The organism is Pantoea sp. BRR-3P (assembly GCF_039621635.1).
Taxonomy (GTDB): Bacteria; Pseudomonadota; Gammaproteobacteria; order Enterobacterales; family Enterobacteriaceae; genus Pantoea; species Pantoea floridensis.
On record NZ_CP155066.1, the window covers coordinates 454,831 to 471,927 of the forward strand.

Consider the following 17,097-nt stretch of genomic DNA (forward strand, 5'->3'; position numbering starts at 1 on the left):
AGCGTGATAACAAAGAGACTAAGCCCACCTGATGAATTTCCGTAATTTCGAAGCAGAAGAAAAGCTGTTTGCCCGCCGTGCGATTGTCGCTTTTGCCCTGGTTGTCATCTGCTTTACCATTTTAGGCGTTAACCTGTATCGCCTGCAGGTTGATGAGCACAGCTATTACCAGACGCGATCCAACGAAAACGACATCAAAATGATCCCCATTGCACCGACCCGTGGGCTGATCTTCGATCGCAATGGTATTCCGCTGGTGCGTAACGTTAGCTGGTATGACATTCACATCACGCCGTACAAAATCGACAATATGCAGGAGACGCTGAAGGCGTTGACGCCGATTGTTGATCTGACGCCAGAAGAGATCGAAACCTTCGAGCACGATCTCAAACAGAGCAGCCGCTATAAGCCGGTCGAACTGAAAGCTGAGCTAACGGATGAGGAAGTGGCGCGCTTTGCCGTCAATCAGTTCCGCTTTACTGGCGTCACCGTCGATACCTACCAGGATCGCGAATACCCTTACGGCGCGGACCTGGCGCACGTGCTCGGTTACGTCTCTAAAATCAATGACAACGACTACAAACGCCTGAACGCGCAAGGGCTGGGCGAGAATTATGCCGCCGACCACAACATTGGTAAGCAGGGCATTGAAGGCTATTACGAAGCGCTGCTGCACGGCAAAACCGGCTATCAGGAAGTGGAAGTGGATAACCACGGGCGTATTGTGCGCGTGCTGAAGGAGGTGCCGCCGGTTGCGGGCCAGAACATCACGCTGACGCTCGATCTGCACCTGCAGCAGTACGTGGAGAGTCAGTTGGCAGGGCAACGCGCGGCGGCGCTGATTGAAGATCCGCACGACGGCAGCGTGCTGGCGATGGTTTCCGCGCCGAGCTACGATCCTAACCCGTTCGTCAAAGGCATCAGCTATAAAGCGTATAAAACGCTGTTGCAGGATAAAGACCTGCCGCTGATCAACCGCGTCACGCAAGGCTTGTATCCGCCGGCTTCCACGGTCAAACCCTATATGGCGATGTCGGCGCTGCTCAATAAAGTGATCACCCCAAGTACCACCTTCTTCGGCGCACCCACCTGGACGCTGCCGGGCACCGATCGTAAATATCGCGACTGGAAAAAATCGGGCCACGGCATGCTGGATGTGACGCGTGCTATTGAGGAGTCGGCGGATACCTTCTTCTATCAGGTTGCTTTTATGATGGGCATCGATCGCATCCACACCATGCTAAGCCAGTTTGGCTATGGCAAATCGACCGGCATCGATCTCAATGAAGAGTATGCCGGGTTACTGCCAAGCCGCGAATGGAAGCAGAAGGTGCATAAACACGTATGGTATCAAGGCGATACGGTGTCGGTGGGCATTGGGCAAGGTTACTGGGTTGCGACGCCGATTCAGATGGTGAAAGCGATGGTGGCGCTGATCAATAACGGCCGCGTCATCACTCCGCATCTGCTGGAGAAATCGCAGCGCGGCACGGTGGTGCAGCTCTATCAGCCAAAACTGCCGCAGGCGCAGATTGGCGATGCCAAATCGCCGTACTGGTCGCTGGTGCGTCACGCCATGTTCGGCATGGCGAACGCGCCGAACGGCACGGGCTACAAATATTTCCATACCGCGCCTTACGGCATTGCGGCCAAATCGGGTACCTCACAAGTTTTCAGTCTGAAGCAGAATCAGATCTATAACGCCAAAATGACGCCGATGCGTCTGCGCGATCACATCTTCTACACCGCCTTTGCGCCGTTTAACGATCCGAAAGTGGCGGTGGCGTTGATTCTGGAGAACGGCGGTAATGAAGGCGTGACGGCGGCGCCGCTGATGCGCAACATCCTCGACCATATCTTTGTGCCGCCAGCTGCAGCGCCGCCGTTAGCAACAGCGGCGCAGTAGATAAGTGACTTAGCCCTCTTTCAATGCATCCGTAACGTGGCCGATGGCGCGTACCACTTCGCTGGAACTGCCGCGAATATCGGCCATCATGCCGCCGGCTTCTTGCGCTAGCACCACGCCCTGGTCGGCGCGCTTCAGGTTTGATGCGATACCTTTCAGCGCTTTCTCCGCCAATGTGTGGTTCTGCTGCACCCTATTCTCAATTTCGGTGGTGGCGCGGTTGATATTGGCCGCCAGCGTACGCACCTCATTAGCGACCACGGCAAAACTGCGGCCGTGTTGGCCGGCGCGCGCCGCCTCAACGGCGGCATTGAGCGCCAGCAGGTTGGTTTGATCGGCGATGCGGCGAATGCTCTCAACAATGGCACCAATGCGATCGGAGGATTCGCTCAGATTATTGATATCGCCGGAAATACCATGCAGCTCGCCCGCTAAATCGTTCATGGTCTGCACGCTGTTTTCAATTACCGTTGCGCCCAGTCGCGTGCTTTCGCTGGTTTGCAGCGCGGTTTGGTACGCTTGCTGCGCGGCCTCGCGCTCTTGCTGATTCTTCTCCACCTGAGCGGTGACATCGGTGGCGAACTTCACCACTTTGTACAGCTCACCCGCTTCATTGAACACCGGGTTGTAGGTGGCGCGCAGCCACACCGTTTGGCCGCGTTTGTTCACGCGCTGAAACTGACCGGAGATAAATTCGCCCTGATTGAGCTTGTGCCAGAAGCGGCGATATTCGTCGCTGTTACGCATCTCTGGCGGACAGAACTGGCGGTGATGCACGCCAACCACCTCCGCCGCACTGTATCCCATGGTTTTCAGGAAGTTGTCGTTGGTCATCAACACTTCGCCCTGCAAGTTGAAGGCAATCACTGCCATGGAGCGCTCTATGGCAGTGGTCATCGCGCGCTGCTCCTGCGCATCCATAATGCGCGCGGTGATATCGCTTGCCAGCTTGACGATTTTAATCACGCGGCCGCTACGATCCTGCACCGGCACATAGTTGGCTTCCAGCCAGATGGGACGGCTGTGTTTCGCCACGCGCAGGAATTTGTCGCTAAAACCTTCGCCACGGTTCAGGCGCCGCCAGAAGTCGCGATAGTGCGGAGAGGTGATCTGATCGGTGGTGCAGAACAGGCTGTGATGCTGGCCGACGATCTCGTTGAGCGTATACCCCATGCGCTCAAGAAACAGATCGTTGGCGGTGAGAATCTTCCCTTCGGGGGTGAATTCAACCATGGCGATAGCATCCTGCAACGAATTGAGCGTTGCTACGCTATGACCGCGTTTCTGCCACGCAAGGCGTGACAGGATTCCTGATGTAATGGTGCTGAACATGGTGGACCTTATTATTGGTATGAGTTGTCAGCACGGTTATCGGCACAAATGCTCAAAAATCCACCGCTAATATTAGTAGGTGAGGAGGTATTTTTACCGGTTGGTCTGGCGGTTGCTTTAAAAGGCATCAGTCAGCGGATTTTTGCCGAAAAGCGTTTGACGGTGCGGCGCGAGTAGGGTTTAATGCGCCCCGTTGCCCGGATAGCTCAGTCGGTAGAGCAGGGGATTGAAAATCCCCGTGTCCGTGGTTCGATTCCGCGTCCGGGCACCATACATCGAAGCACACTGGTTAGATATTATGACGGGTGGCTTAAGAAGGTGGTGTTTACAGCAACGATTCTAGTTGAACATCAAAGCCTTCAGAAAAAGGGTATCAGTTAACGCTGATACCCTTTTTTCATTGGTGCTCATCCGTAACATTCGCCTTTTCAGACATAAAAAAACGGATGGCGAACCATCCGTTTTTACTTACCTGTTAATGAAGTAAAACATCACATTGCTGTGTAGTTTTGCTCTTCAGGTTCAATCAGCGGCAACGCGCTGTTGTTCACCACACCAGACTGCGTTTCTACGGTCATATCGGCTTGCGCGATAGACAGTGGTTTTGCAGCAGGCTGCTGTGCTTCAACTTCTTCACTAAACAGCGCTTGCTCCGGGGAACTGAGAAGATCGGCAGCTGAGATATCTTCCAGCACTGAAATACGATCCGCTTCGACAGGAACCACGGTGAAGGTAAATGCCTTACCGTGGTAATCGGGATTCGAACCTGCGGTGATGTTGTGTTCACCCAGTGATAATGGTGTTTCTGGTTTGAACGTCCAGAAGCCATTACCCTCAGCGCGCGTTTCGCCAATCAGAATGCCATTATCGAAGATCTTCACTACAGCATATCCATCAGCCTTTCCGGTAAAGCGAGGCGTATTGTCATCACTTTCGCCATTTTCAGGAATGCGGCCGGATTCAAGCACGCTATCGTAGGCAGCGGTTACTTCATAAGTTGTGCCTTTCGGTAATGGGTTTTCTGGATCAGGGGTAACCACGGTGAAGGTAAAGGCTGGGCCTTGACGTTCTGCATCCGGTCCTACAGTGATGTTATGCACACCAATAGATAAATCGGTTTCAGGCTTGAATGTCCAGAAGCCGGAGCCATCAGCACGTGTTTCACCGATCTTAACGCCATTATCGAAGATACAAACCACTGCCAAACGCGATACGTGTCCACTAAAGCGAGGCTTATTGTCATCACTCTCGCCATTGGCGGGAATACGGCCTGCTACCAGAACGCTATCGTGCGCACTTTCAACGGCGTAAATCACTCCCGGCAATATAGGATCGCTGGCATCGGGAGTATTAATGACCAACTGGACTGGATCACTCTGACTGCCTTCACCCGCTTCGAAGGTGAAGTTGTGAGTACCGTTAATTAACTCATGCTCAAAGGACCAGTAACCATCATCGCGAGAGATCGTGGTGCCAATTGCAACGCCATTGTCATAAACGGTGATCGTTACGTTCTCGCCAGCGGTACCACTAAGGCGCGGTTTGCTATCTGCCGTTTCTGATCCCTTCTCAACAAGCTGATCGTAGCCGTTGGTGTCATCCCAAATATGAGTAACCGTAATTTTTTTGGTTTCAGGCGTCACAATGTCAAAAGTAAATGCATCAGATACATTACCTTCCCCTACCTGAGCGGTAATACTGTGCGGGCCCTGCTGAAGTTCAGGCGCAGTAAAGGACCAGCGTCCATCCACCTCAGCTGTCGCATTACCAATCAATTTATCGTTATCATAAATTGCAACCGATGCACCTGGCGCCGCGGTGCCAAAGAACCATGGTGTCGTGTCATAGTTCTGCTCACCCGTCCGGAAAGTGAGGCCACGATCGTCTGCCGCATACTTGATCGTCACCGGTACTTCTGGTTCAACCGGAACTTCTGGCTCAACCGGCACTTCTGGCTCAACTGGCACTTCTGGCTCAACCGGCACTTCTGGCTCAACCGGCACTTCTGGTTCAACCGGTACTTCTGGTTCAACCGGTACTTCTGGCTCAACCGGTACTTCTGGCTCAACTGGCACTTCCGGCTCAACAGGCACTTCCGGCTCAACTGGCACTTCCGGTTCAACTGGCACTTCTGGCTCAACCGGAACTTCTGGCTCCACTGGATCAACCACAATCGGTGCATTGATATACAGCTTAAACGGATCACTTTCGCTGCCGTCAGCGGTTCTCACTGTAATGGTGTGCTCACCACCGCCCAGCTCCTGCTCGAAGTTCCAGCGTCCGCCCCAGCTCGATACGACAGAACCAATCTCAACGCCGTTGTCGTAAATAGTGATCAACGTATTTGGTGCCGCCGTGCCGTTAAAGCGTGGCGATGTGTCATTGACCGAGTCATTGTCGCCGACCTCACGATCATATGATCCGCTATTATCAAATGCGCGATCGATAGTGACGGGGATTGCTGGCACTTCTGGCTCAACCGGTACTTCTGGCTCCACAACCGGTGCGTTGATATACAGAGTAAAGGGATCGCTCATGCTGCCACCTGCGGCTTGCACCGTAATGATGTGCTTACCGCCGCCGAGTTCCTGCTCGAAGTTCCAGCGTCCGCCCCAGCTCGAGACGACAGAGCCGATCTCAACACCGTTATCATAAATAGTGATCAGCGTATTCGGTGCCGCCGTGCCGTTAAAGCGTGGCGATGTGTCTTTGACCGAGTCATTGTCGCCGACTTCACGATCGGACCATCCGCTATCATCAAATGCGCGATCGATAGTGGCTGGCTGGCTTTCTGGTGTTGAAATCGCGAAGCTGAACGGCTTGCTCTCGTTGCCCTGCGCGTCCTTAAAGCTGATGCTGTGCGCACCACCACCCAGTTCCGGCGTGAAGACCCACTCACCGCGGCTGTTCGAAGTGGTGACACCAATAGGCTGACCGTTGTCATACACGGTGATCTGCACGTTCGGGCTGGCTTTGCCGTTAAAGCGCGGCGTGGTGTCACGTGTGGTGCCGTTCTCACCAATCGGTTCCCAGAAGTAATTGATGTCCTGATTTACCGCTTCAATGGTGATGTTTGCATCGACGGTGAAGCTGAACGGTTTGCTCTCGTTACCCTGTGCGTCCTTAAAGCTGATGCTGTGCGCACCACCACCCAGTTCCGGCGTGAAGACCCACTCACCGCGGCTGTTCGAAGTGGTGACACCAATAGGCTGACCGTTGTCATACACGGTGATCTGCACGTTCGGGCTGGCTTTGCCGTTAAAGCGCGGCGTGGTGTCACGTGTGGTGCCGTTCTCACCAATCGGTTCCCAGAAGTAATTGATGTCCTGATTTACCGCTTCAATGGTGATGTTTGCATCGACGGTGAAGCTGAACGGTTTGCTCTCGTTGCCCTGCGCGTCCTTAAAGCTGATGCTGTGCGCACCGCCACCCAGTTCCGGCGTGAAGACCCACTCACCGCGGCTGTTCGAAGTGGTGACACCAATAGGCTGACCGTTGTCATACACGGTGATCTGCACGTTCGGGCTGGCTTTGCCGTTAAAGCGCGGCGTGGTGTCACGTGTGGTGCCGTTCTCACCAATCGGTTCCCAGAAGTAATTGATGTCCTGATTTACCGCTTCAATGGTGATGTTTGCATCGACGGTGAAGCTGAACGGTTTGCTCTCGTTACCCTGTGCGTCCTTAAAGCTGATGCTGTGCGCACCGCCACCCAGTTCCGGTGTGAAGACCCACTCACCGCGGCTGTTCGAAGTGGTGACACCAATAGGCTGACCGTTGTCATACACGGTGATCTGCACGTTCGGGCTGGCTTTGCCGTTAAAGCGCGGCGTGGTGTCACGTGTGGTGCCGTTCTCACCAATCGGTTCCCAGAAGTAATTGGTGTCCTGATTTACCGCTTCAATGGTGATTGGCTGACTTTCCGGTGCTGTCACAGTGAAGCTAAATGCATCGCTCAGGCTGCCTTTTCCTGCTTCAAAAGTGATGCTATGCGCGCCAGCGCCCAGCTTCGCCGTATAGGTCCAGTAACCTGCAGAATCTGCAACAGTTTCACCAACCGGATGCCCATTATCATACACAGTGATTTTTACATTCGGACCTGCACGCCCGGTAAAACGCGGTGTAGTGTCATTAGTGGTGGCGTTGCGATCAAATTCACGTTCATAGCCGCGCGTATCGTCGTAGGCGTGATCGACAGTGATTGGCTGACTTTCTGGTGTGACTACCGTGAAGTTAAACGCATCGCTCAGGCTGCCTTTGCCTGCCTCAAAGGTGATGCTGTGCGCGCCGCTGCTCAGATCTGCTGTATAGGTCCAATAGCCCATGTCGTTGGCATCAACGGTACCGATAGGCTGGCCGTTGTCATATACGGTGATTTTTGCATTCGGACCGGCGCTGCCGGTAAAGCGTGGCGTGGTATCGTTCGTGATGCCGTTGCGCTCAATATCGAGCTCGTAGCCACGCGTATCATCGTAAGCGTTACCGATATTAATTTGCACACCTTGCGGGTCCACTATGGTGAAGCTGAAGGTATCGCTTTCATTACCGGTACTGGCTTTTGCGGTGATGTTGTGAGAGCCGTCAGACAGCTCGGCCGTAAATTCCCACTCGCCACGGCTGTTAGCCATTGCGGTACCAACAGGTTTGCCATTGTCAAAAATGGTGACCTCTACATTCGGTGCAGCATGACCACGCAGAAGTGGTGTGGTGTCATTAGTGGTGTCGCCACGGTTAAGATAATTTTCATAGCCGCGGGAATCATCAATACCGTAATCAATGGTTGTTGCTACGGTTTCAGGACCAACGATTTCAAAATTAAAAGGTTGTGTGGTGTTGCCATTACCCGCATCAAATATCAGGTTATGTTCACCAACGCCCATTTCAGGGAAGAAGTACCAGTTGCCGTTGGCTTCAGCCGTGATTTCAGCAATCGGTTTGCCATTATCATAAACGGTAATGACGGCGCCAGGATCGGCACGTCCAGCAAAGCGTGGTGTAGTGTCGTGGATTTTATCGCCGGGAGCGATATAGCTGTTATGTTCGCCGCTGTCATCGACTGGCGGTGTCAGGGTGATAGGGATTGTGCCTACGGGAAGAACAACAAAATCAAACGAAACGCTCGATCCTGGGGTAGTGACAATCAGGTGGTGAGATCCCGCATCCAGTGCAGGCTTGACCGTGAAGCTCCAGAAGCCCTTATCATCTGACAGGGTGCTGCCGACCATTTTTTCACCATCAAAAATGGTAACTAAGGTATTTGGCGCTGCATCACCAATCAGACGTGGCGTGGAGTCGTAACTTTTGCTGCCCTCGACTATCTGCTTGCTGCGTTCATCATCGACGACAAAGGAAATTCTAACGGGTGCTCCAGGCTCCCGGATGCCAGGAATTTCTGGATCGACAACGATAGGCGTTTCCGGTTCCACAATGACAGGAACTTCAGGTTCCGCTGTACCGACGATTTCAAACGTAAACGGTTTAGTCGTATTACCATTGCCTGCATCGAAGGTCAGCGAGTGTGCCCCAGTTCCCAGCGTCGGGAAGAAGGACCAGTTGCCATTATCTTCAGAGGTGATTACCGCGATCGGTTCACCATTGTCGTAGACGGTGATCGTGGTATTAGGATCGGCCGTTCCGGCAAATCGTGGCGTGGTGTCCTGAATTTTATCGCCTGGCACAATCGTGTTGTTGCGCTCTCCGCTGTCATCGATCTGATAATCCAGCGAAATCACCGTCGTTCCCTCAGCAAGTAAGACAAAATTAAAGGAATCACTGGATTTATCTGAGCTGAAAGTAAGATTGCGTGCCCCGACCTCTAATGGCGATGCTGGCGTGAACGTCCAGTTTCCGTTCTCATCAGATGTCGTTACACCAATTTGATTTTCACCATCGTAAATGATGATGGAGGTGTAGGGTTCAGCCGTACCAACAAAACGTGGGGTGGCGTCGTAGGTTATGCCGTCGGCAATGACCTGTTTAGCGTGCTCGTCATCGGCAACATACGAAACCTGAACCGGCTTTGCTTCTGCGAGCGCGGCGTTGGTGGCTGAGATCTGCCCAACCGCAGAATCTGCTGCATGATTGATGGCAGCTGCAGGCGCATCGGTTAAAACAGAGACGGTGGCGTTCTCGTGGCTGGAACGGTGCACATTACTCTTTTTCGATTCTTCCATGGTATTGACTCTCTATTACTTAGCTACATCCAGTACGTAACTAACGGCGCTATAATAAGGATTCAAAAAAATGCGCTTATGAGACGTGGCTCAATACGCTGTGAGACAGGATGATTTCTCTTGCGTCTGGTTTAAAGTGCAATGAATACAATGGGTTAAATCGATTTTTAGAAGTTAAATTTTTCGTTATTATTTCATGTCACCTCAATCCACACTTTACTCGCATCTGGCGGGGCGAGGGCATTGAGTAGAGGACGACAGCATTAGTGCTATTAAATAATGTTAATTAGCATGTGAAAAATTTTTTAATAGCTGATGAGAAAGTCCCCCGCAATAATACTCGTTTAAAATATTTCTCCGCGCTGTAATGGGGATTATTTTAAATAAAAACCCGCCTTATTTTAAAAAATAAATCACTTCAAAAGCTCTCCTCCTCCTACACCCCATAGAGAAAAAGACTACAAAAGGAAGATAGCGTTCCGAATGACATTTAAAGGAATGTTTATCAATCTTGCATGAAGGATTTTATGTCTTTTTATTTCAGATGTATTCACGGTAGAAACACGTTCAAGGAGTAAGAATATGTTACCTAAATTAAAGTTATCCTTATTATCACACCAATGTCTGCTCGCTATCGCCACGATGAGTATTTCATCGCTATCCTATGCGGATTCTCCCTGGAAAGTGACTGATGGTAAAATATTAATCGCCACATCGAGTTATCAGGGACGTACGCCTGGAGATTATCCATTGTATGTATCCGGGGATAATAGCGTATTACAAACTATTGCTGGGTTAGATTTTCGTACTTCAGGTGATAATTATGCTGCTGCCCAGGTATTAGATCTTGGTACGTTAAATTTAGAAAGTTCGACGCTAGTTACCCGTGGCGCGAATTCGCATGGCATTAATGTTGATAATGGCACGGTGAATATCAACGGTGGGTCAATCACCGTGGGCGGAGATAACAGTGATGGAATCCATGCCGACAATGGCGCCACACTGAATCTTAACGGTGTTGCCATTACGGCTGACGGCGTGGGTGGCAACGGCATCGCATTAAAAAATGGCAGCCTGACGGCGACAGATGTCAATATATTTGGCAATGGGCAAGCGGGAAATGGCCTCAAGCTGTTTGTCGATAATACCGCAAGTGATTCCCAGGCGACGCTTAAAAACGTTGATATCGTCATGCGTGGTAATGCCAATAGCGGTTTACTATTGGGTAATGGCAGCGTCAATGCAGACGAGCTAAATATATCTGCCAATGGCAGAACGCGCGGCATTGAAATTAACAGTGCCAGTAATGGCCGTGGCATAATGACCCTTGATAATAGTAATATTCACACGTCAGAGGGCGAGGCCATTTATGTGCAGTCCGGCGATATTGCTATTAGCAATACCATCATTAATACGGATAGCGGCATTGGCATTAATGTTGGCGATAATGCGACTGCCACCTTCAACGGTGGTAGCATTACTTCTCAGGATGATGACGGCACGGCAATATCTGTGGCGGGCAATAACTCTTCAGTAACCCTCTCAGATACCACACTCACCACTTACGGCAATGCCGCTCATACCCTGTTTGCTGATGCGGGCGGCACTATTAATGCTGATCATATTCAGGCTCTCACGCATGGTCAGGACGCTTATATTCTTGCCGCGCATTCAGGGAATTTTAATATCAGCAATAGCCAGCTGGAAACGCTTGGAGATGCACCAGCGTTATATGTCACCAGCGATACGGGGTTTAACACCAGCAATGTTGTGTTAGATAACACCTCGTTGGTGAGTAAAAGTGGTTCAGCGGTGATGGCCGATGGCGCCGCACTCGATTTAACCGTGAAGAATGGTTCGCAGCTGATTGCGGGTAACGGTATTTTGCTGGACAGTAAGAGCGGTACGCAACCGAGCAGGGTTAGCCTGAAGGCTGAAAATGATGTGCTGCTGAGCGGTGACATCATCGCGGAAAGTAACAATCGTGTAGATGTCGATCTTGCGCAATCGTCGCAATTAACCGGCGCCATACTCAACGGTTCGGCTATGACCATCGACAGCAGCAGCCGTTGGTTGATGACCAAAAACTCCGATCTCAAATCGCTGGCTTCTACGGGCATGATTGAATTTGCCCACAGCGACGATGGCTTCAAAACGCTCGCGCTAGGCGATCTCTCCGGCAATAGCCAGTTTGCGATGACAACCGATCTGCAGAAGCTCACGGGTGACCTGATTACCGTTAGCGGAAACGCCACGGGCGATCACGTTCTCTCGATTAACAATACCGGTCTGGAGCCAGGTGAAACGCACGATGTACTGGCGGTGGTAAAAACGGCTGGCAATGGCGATGAGCAGTTTACTTTGCAAAATGGCGTCGTGGATGCGGGTACCTACCAGTACGAGTTAAAGCATCAGGATAACGATTGGGTGTTAGCCCAGAAATTTAAAGAGGGCGGTGATGATGGCGGAGATCCCGTTGTGACGCCTTCAACAGCCACCGCGCTGGGCATTTTTAACGCGATGCCTTCCGCATGGTATGGCGAAATGACCACCTTGCGTACACGCCTGGGCGATGTGCGCCAGGGCAAACAAACGGGTGGCGCGTGGGTACGTGGCGTGGGCGGCGAATTTAAAATGCATGACGCCAACGGCGAAGGGTATAGCCAAAACCAGTCAGGTATTTCTGTTGGTGTAAACAGCGCAATCGATGTAGGGCAATCGCAAATGCTGCTTGGCCTGTTCAGCGGTTATAGCCGCAGTAACCTGGCGTTTACGCACAACAGTTCCGGCACTATCGACAGTTTCTTTATCGGCGGTTACTCCACTTTCCTGCTGCAGGATGGTTGGTTTATCGATAACGTCATCAAAGCAAACAACTTCAGCAACCATACTAACGCGCGTATGAGTGATGGCCAGCTCGCCAAAGGCGGCTACAGCACGCCGGCATTCGGGTTATCTGTTGAATTGGGTAAACGTATTGATTTTGATGGCGGCTGGTTCGCTGAGCCATCAGTGCAGTTATCAAGCGTATGGATCAAAGGCACGGGCTACCGTTTAGATAATGGCCTTAAAGCCGATAGTGACATGGCAACCTCTAAGCAGGCTGCATTGCATGGCGTTGTTGGAAAGAATATTGAATTAGAAAATGGCATGACAATTCAACCTTGGTTACGTGCCTCACTCATTGAGGAGTTTGCAAAAAACAACAAGGTTCATATCAATGATAATGGTTTTAACAATGATATGTCGGGCGTGCAGGGTAAATTTACATTAGGTACATCCGCGCAGCTCACTCAGGATGTGCAACTCTATAGCGAAGCGAATTACAGCAAAGGTTCCAAAACCGAAACACCATGGAATGCCAGCGTTGGGGTACGCTGGAGTTGGTAATGATTGGCTAATTTTTTGAAAGAGTAGTCAGCAAGTAAAATAGAGGCGATGAGTATTTTCATCGCCTTTTTAGTGCAAAAGAACGTACGTATGTTTTTGGTGGTTAATTAAAAAGTAAGCTGTAGGGAATTTCCTGATGCTCAAAGCCATAATATGGCGAAGTGGCGCAATAAGAAGGACTTTTCTGAATGCGAGCGTAATGCTACAGCCAATTATGCGTGTGTCATGCCGCTAAAGATCGTAGCATAGTTGCCCTGACAATAATAATGAGTTGCCTTTCGAGACGTTTCCTATGTCAAGAGTGTTAATTATTGATGATCACCCAGTAACCCGACTTGCACTGCGTATTTTGTTGGAAAGTAAAGAGTATATTGTTGCCTCAGAGACCGGTGATGGTTTTGAAGGTATTAGCATGGCAAAAACGTTACAGCCCGACCTGGTTATTGTCGATATCGATATCCCCTCAATTAACGGCATTGAAGTGGTCAATAGATTACGTCGGCTTGGTTTTTCCGGTTATATTTTGGTGCTGACAGGGAAAAGAGAGCAGCATTATATTAACCTTAGCATTAAAGCGGGAGCGAATGGTTATATCAGCAAGGAGAATAATCTCTCCGAACTGCACGATGCCATTCGAGCGATCCAGTCCGGGTACAGCTATTTTCCCATGCCAGTATTGAACAATAAACAAACGTCGTCGATCCCTGATTCAGAAGGCGATTTTGTTTCTCTTCTGTCTGCGCGTGAATTGCAAATTTTGAAATACCTGGCAAGCGGTATGAAAAACATCGATATATCAAAAATTATGAAGCTGAGTGATAAAACGATCAGCACTTATAAAACCCGGTTGCTCAAAAAGTTACGTATGAGTAATCAGGTTGAACTTGCTAACTTTGCTCGCCGGCATAATCTGGACTGATTAATGCCCGTTAATGTGTGAAGCCTGATACTCACAACGCCAGGTGTATCGCCTGTTCTTCTCCCTCTTGTTGAGCGGGTAGCGCGCAACAAATCAATACTTCATCGTCCGCCACGCTGGCGCTGGGGGCCGTTTGATAGGTTACCGCGCCTTGCAGCAGTTTGGTTTTGCAACTGCCGCAATGCCCGGCGCGACAGCTATAAGCCGGGCTCAGCCCGCGCGCTTCGGCCAGCTCCAGCAGTGAACCCGCATCCGGCGTCCAGCGCGCCTCTTTTAATGAGTCCATAAATTTCACCGGCACCGATTGGGTTGCAACCGGCAACCGCGGCGTATCCTGCCGGGCAACATCATGGGTGCGTTGCAGCGAGGAAGGGCCAAAGGCTTCCGCATGAATGCGATGATCGGCGATATTGTAAGCGCGCAGTCCGTCATACAGCGCCTGTGTGAATGCTGGCGGACCGCACAGATAGAAATCGTAATCGTTGAACGGTAGCACCTGCGAAAGCAGCGCCATATCAATGCGTCCAGCGGTCTCGTAATCGAAGCCCTGTTCCGCATCCGTGGTGTGGCTTAGCACACGCACCAATTTGACGGCACCCTGCGCCTGTGCCAGCAGCTGATCAAGCTCACGCGCGAAAGGCCGCTCGGCTTTAGAGCGAGCCGATTGCAACAGAACCGTTGGCCGCATCCGCTGCTTACGCTGGCCTTCAAACACCAGGTGCCGCAGCATCGCCAGCATGGGCGTAATGCCCACGCCGGCGGCAAGCAGTACCGCTGGACGCGTTTCGTTAGCATCGATAGTGAAATCGCCCGCCGGAGCACGCGCCTCAAGCGTATCGCCAACCGCAATCCCATCGTGAAGATAACGCGATACCGCACCCTCGCGCTTCACGCTGATACGATAAAACCCATCCGCAGGCGCGACCGAAAGCGTATAGGCGCGCATCAGCGGCTTCTCTGCACCTGGCAGCTGCACACGAATCGGCAGATGTTGGCCGGCCAGATGCGGCAGCACGCCCGCACCGTCATCCGGTTGTAAATGCAGCGAGCGAATAGTGCTGCTCTCTTCGACAATTTTTGTCACCTTAAACGGCCGCCAGCGTGAAGCCAGTTCCGCCGCACGCAGACGTTCGGCGGCGTTTTGCCAATCCCCCGTCATCAGCGAGCTCGCTTCTATGCTCTCTGCCGGTGTCATCCAGCGCAGGGCGAGGGCGGCACGACGACGTACGATGCGGCGCGCGCGAAACGTCCAGAGTCGCTCCGCGCCCTGAAAAGCGGCGATCTCTGGCGAGTCGAGGATCACTTCGGCATCACCGCTCAGCTGCAGCGTGTCGCCGCTGGCATAGTCGACAAACAGCAGCCCCGCTTTGCCGTTCAGGTGGATGTTGCCAAGGGTAGAGAAGAACAGATTGCCGTTGAAATCGGGAATCGTCAGCAGGCCGTCATCACCGATGCGTACAAAGCCAGGTTTGCCGCCGCGATGGGAAACATCAACCTGCCGATGAGGCTGGTCGGCATAGCTGGCAACGTAGAATGCATCCGCTGTGCCGATAGTGGTGCGCGCCGCGTCATCCAGCGCGCTCAGGTTTTCTGCTGCTGCGTCATAGCGCTCGGCCGGATCGCGGGCAAAGCGGAAATCGCGTAGCGAGATATAGCGCGGACAGTTGCCAAAGCTTTGATCAACCTGCACGCGATACCCGCCGCCAATTGCCGTCAGAACGCCATTCATGCGATTGCGGCGACGAGTGTGCAGCTCGATGCCGAGCAGGCCAATCGGCGCAGCATCCTGCATCCCGGCCGCGGCCGGATCGCTACTATCCGCGCGCGCTGCGATGTCTAGCGTGGTGGCATTGGGTGAGAAGATAAAGCCGGGCTGGCCTTCCAGCAGCGTGGCCCAGGCATCGCCCTGCGCATCAACGCTACCTGCCACGATAAACGGCAGCTGCGCATAGAAGTCACGATGCTGATCGGGCATGTGATCGCGCACCACGCGCCGACCCACGTCCGCCATGCGCTCCGCCACGCCCGCCTGCTGTTGAAGGGCTATTTCACCCTGATGCCACACCGGCAGTTTCTTAATCATAATGGTACGCTCAGGCGACGCCGCGCAGGCCGGCAGCGGTTTGCGGGAAGGGCACAAAGCCCGGCAGCGCTTCGATACGGCGCAAGAGTGCCTTCACCGCCGGGTAGCCGGAAAGGTCGACGTTGCCTTCTGGTGCGCCCACGATATAGCTGTACTGTGCGATGTCAGCGATGGTTGGGCCATCGCCCACCAGCCATTCACGGTTCTGGAGGTGGTTTTCTATGCGTGACAGCACCAGGTGCGCGCGGGCGATGACCTCTTCCGCATTAAACGGCCGTCCAAACACGGTAATCAAGCGCGCTGCTGCCGGACCAAACGCGATATCGCCCGCTGCGACGGTCAGCCAGCGCTGTACCGCTGCTGCGCCCTGTGCATCTTCCGGCAGCCACTCGCTGCGGCCGGTTTTCTTTGCCAGATAGACCAGAATGGCGTTGGAATCGGCAATAAACGTACCGTCATCCTCCAGCACCGGCACTTGCCCGAACGGGTTCATGGCGAGAAATTCCGGCGTGTGGTGCTCGCCCGCTTTGAGATCAACATCGATAATTTCATGCGGTAAACCGAGCAGCGACAGAAACAGGCGTGCACGGTGTGCATGGCCGGAAAGGGGGAAATGATAGAGTTTCATCGTGTGCTTCCTTAGGTGATGCTCGGGACGATCCCGAGCCATGCCATAAGGTTCGCACAGACGATTTAGCGGCAGAATAGCCGAATTAGCGAAGTCATTATTGCGAAAAATGGAAGAGTCATGCTGTGCGCTTCGGCGTTATTTTTTCGCCTCAACGCCCGGCGTGGCAGAGCGAACCAAATACTGTTCCGTCACCACCGGCAGATTGTTCAGCGTCCATTCTGCCATCGCAATTTCCTGTTCACGAATACGATTAAAGATATCGACGCTTTCATGATCGTTGAGATGCTGGGCTGCGGCTATCAGCGAGGTGTAACTGGCAATCTCAAGATGCTCAAACACATTTCCGCTGATCGCGCCTTTCACCACTTCATCCTCTACCATCATGCCGCCCATCGCCTGACCAAAAGCGGATATTTTGCCGGCGATATTTTTTAATACCGATTGCGAGGTGGAGTAGCGGTCAATTACGCTTTGTACCAGCACCTGATGCTGGCGAGTTTCATCTATATGCTGTTCAACGCGTAATTTGAGATCGGGATAGTGCTCAAGGCGTGAGGCCATTTTTTCCAGCATACTTTCCGCTTGTTTTTCCATGGCATGGGCATCTCTGACCCAATCGAGAAAGTGTGTTTCGCTGTTATTGCTCATAATATGCTACCTTATTGA

8 protein-coding genes and 1 tRNA gene are annotated in these 17,097 nt (G+C 52.3%); 4 read left to right on the forward strand and 5 right to left on the reverse strand.

The window, feature by feature from the left end; translation table 11 throughout:
• Positions 1 to 31 precede the first annotated feature (31 nt).
• Positions 32 to 1,906 (forward strand): penicillin-binding protein 2, encoded by a 1,875-nt coding sequence (gene mrdA, locus AAGR08_RS02210; RefSeq protein WP_097096038.1) that lies wholly within the window; start codon positions 32 to 34, stop codon positions 1,904 to 1,906.
• 9 nt (positions 1,907 to 1,915) lie between these two features.
• On the opposite strand, the gene AAGR08_RS02215 is transcribed toward mrdA, so the two are convergent.
• A complete protein-coding gene (locus AAGR08_RS02215; RefSeq protein WP_345828310.1) occupies positions 1,916 to 3,238 on the reverse strand; it encodes a PAS domain-containing methyl-accepting chemotaxis protein in 1,323 nt (440 codons plus the stop codon).
• A 195-nt stretch (positions 3,239 to 3,433) separates the two neighbouring features.
• Between AAGR08_RS02215 and AAGR08_RS02220 the strand changes: the two genes are divergently transcribed.
• Positions 3,434 to 3,509, forward strand: a tRNA-Phe gene (locus AAGR08_RS02220).
• 220 nt (positions 3,510 to 3,729) lie between these two features.
• Here the strand turns inward: AAGR08_RS02220 and AAGR08_RS02225 are convergent.
• Positions 3,730 to 9,408, reverse strand: a complete 5,679-nt coding sequence (locus AAGR08_RS02225; RefSeq protein WP_345828312.1) for an Ig-like domain-containing protein — start codon at positions 9,406 to 9,408, stop codon at positions 3,730 to 3,732.
• 582 nt (positions 9,409 to 9,990) lie between these two features.
• Here AAGR08_RS02225 and AAGR08_RS02230 point away from each other — a divergent pair.
• Both AAGR08_RS02230 and AAGR08_RS02235 read left to right on the forward strand, forming a co-directional pair.
• A complete protein-coding gene (locus AAGR08_RS02230) occupies positions 9,991 to 12,798 on the forward strand; it encodes an autotransporter outer membrane beta-barrel domain-containing protein (protein ID WP_345828313.1) in 2,808 nt (935 codons plus the stop codon).
• 292 nt (positions 12,799 to 13,090) lie between these two features.
• Positions 13,091 to 13,717, forward strand: coding sequence for a response regulator transcription factor (locus AAGR08_RS02235; protein WP_097096044.1), 627 nt, complete (start codon positions 13,091 to 13,093; stop codon positions 13,715 to 13,717).
• A gap of 31 nt (positions 13,718 to 13,748) precedes the next feature.
• On the opposite strand, the gene AAGR08_RS02240 is transcribed toward AAGR08_RS02235, so the two are convergent.
• The 3 genes from AAGR08_RS02240 to AAGR08_RS02250 all read right to left on the reverse strand — a co-directional run bounded on the left by AAGR08_RS02240 (position 13,749) and on the right by AAGR08_RS02250 (position 17,079).
• Positions 13,749 to 15,800, reverse strand: a complete 2,052-nt coding sequence (locus AAGR08_RS02240; RefSeq protein ID WP_345828314.1) for a pyridoxamine 5'-phosphate oxidase family protein — start codon at positions 15,798 to 15,800, stop codon at positions 13,749 to 13,751.
• Positions 15,801 to 15,810: 10 nt separating this feature from the next.
• Positions 15,811 to 16,428, reverse strand: coding sequence for a glutathione S-transferase family protein (locus tag AAGR08_RS02245; RefSeq protein WP_345828315.1), 618 nt, complete (start codon positions 16,426 to 16,428; stop codon positions 15,811 to 15,813).
• A 138-nt stretch (positions 16,429 to 16,566) separates the two neighbouring features.
• Positions 16,567 to 17,079, reverse strand: a complete 513-nt coding sequence (locus AAGR08_RS02250) for a DUF892 family protein (protein ID WP_097096047.1) — start codon at positions 17,077 to 17,079, stop codon at positions 16,567 to 16,569.
• Positions 17,080 to 17,097: the final 18 nt, after the last annotated feature.

Bases quoted from the DNA above. Each gene is read 5' to 3' on its own strand.
- mrdA (WP_097096038.1), top strand. From the start codon at position 32: ATGAATTTCCGTAATTTCGAAGCAGAAGAAAAGCTGTTTGCCCGCCGT.
- AAGR08_RS02215 (WP_345828310.1), bottom strand. From the start codon at position 3,238: ATGTTCAGCACCATTACATCAGGAATCCTGTCACGCCTTGCGTGGCAG.
- AAGR08_RS02225 (WP_345828312.1), bottom strand. From the start codon at position 9,408: ATGGAAGAATCGAAAAAGAGTAATGTGCACCGTTCCAGCCACGAGAAC.
- AAGR08_RS02230 (WP_345828313.1), top strand. From the start codon at position 9,991: ATGTTACCTAAATTAAAGTTATCCTTATTATCACACCAATGTCTGCTC.
- AAGR08_RS02235 (WP_097096044.1), top strand. From the start codon at position 13,091: ATGTCAAGAGTGTTAATTATTGATGATCACCCAGTAACCCGACTTGCA.
- AAGR08_RS02240 (WP_345828314.1), bottom strand. From the start codon at position 15,800: ATGATTAAGAAACTGCCGGTGTGGCATCAGGGTGAAATAGCCCTTCAA.
- AAGR08_RS02245 (WP_345828315.1), bottom strand. From the start codon at position 16,428: ATGAAACTCTATCATTTCCCCCTTTCCGGCCATGCACACCGTGCACGC.
- AAGR08_RS02250 (WP_097096047.1), bottom strand. From the start codon at position 17,079: ATGAGCAATAACAGCGAAACACACTTTCTCGATTGGGTCAGAGATGCC.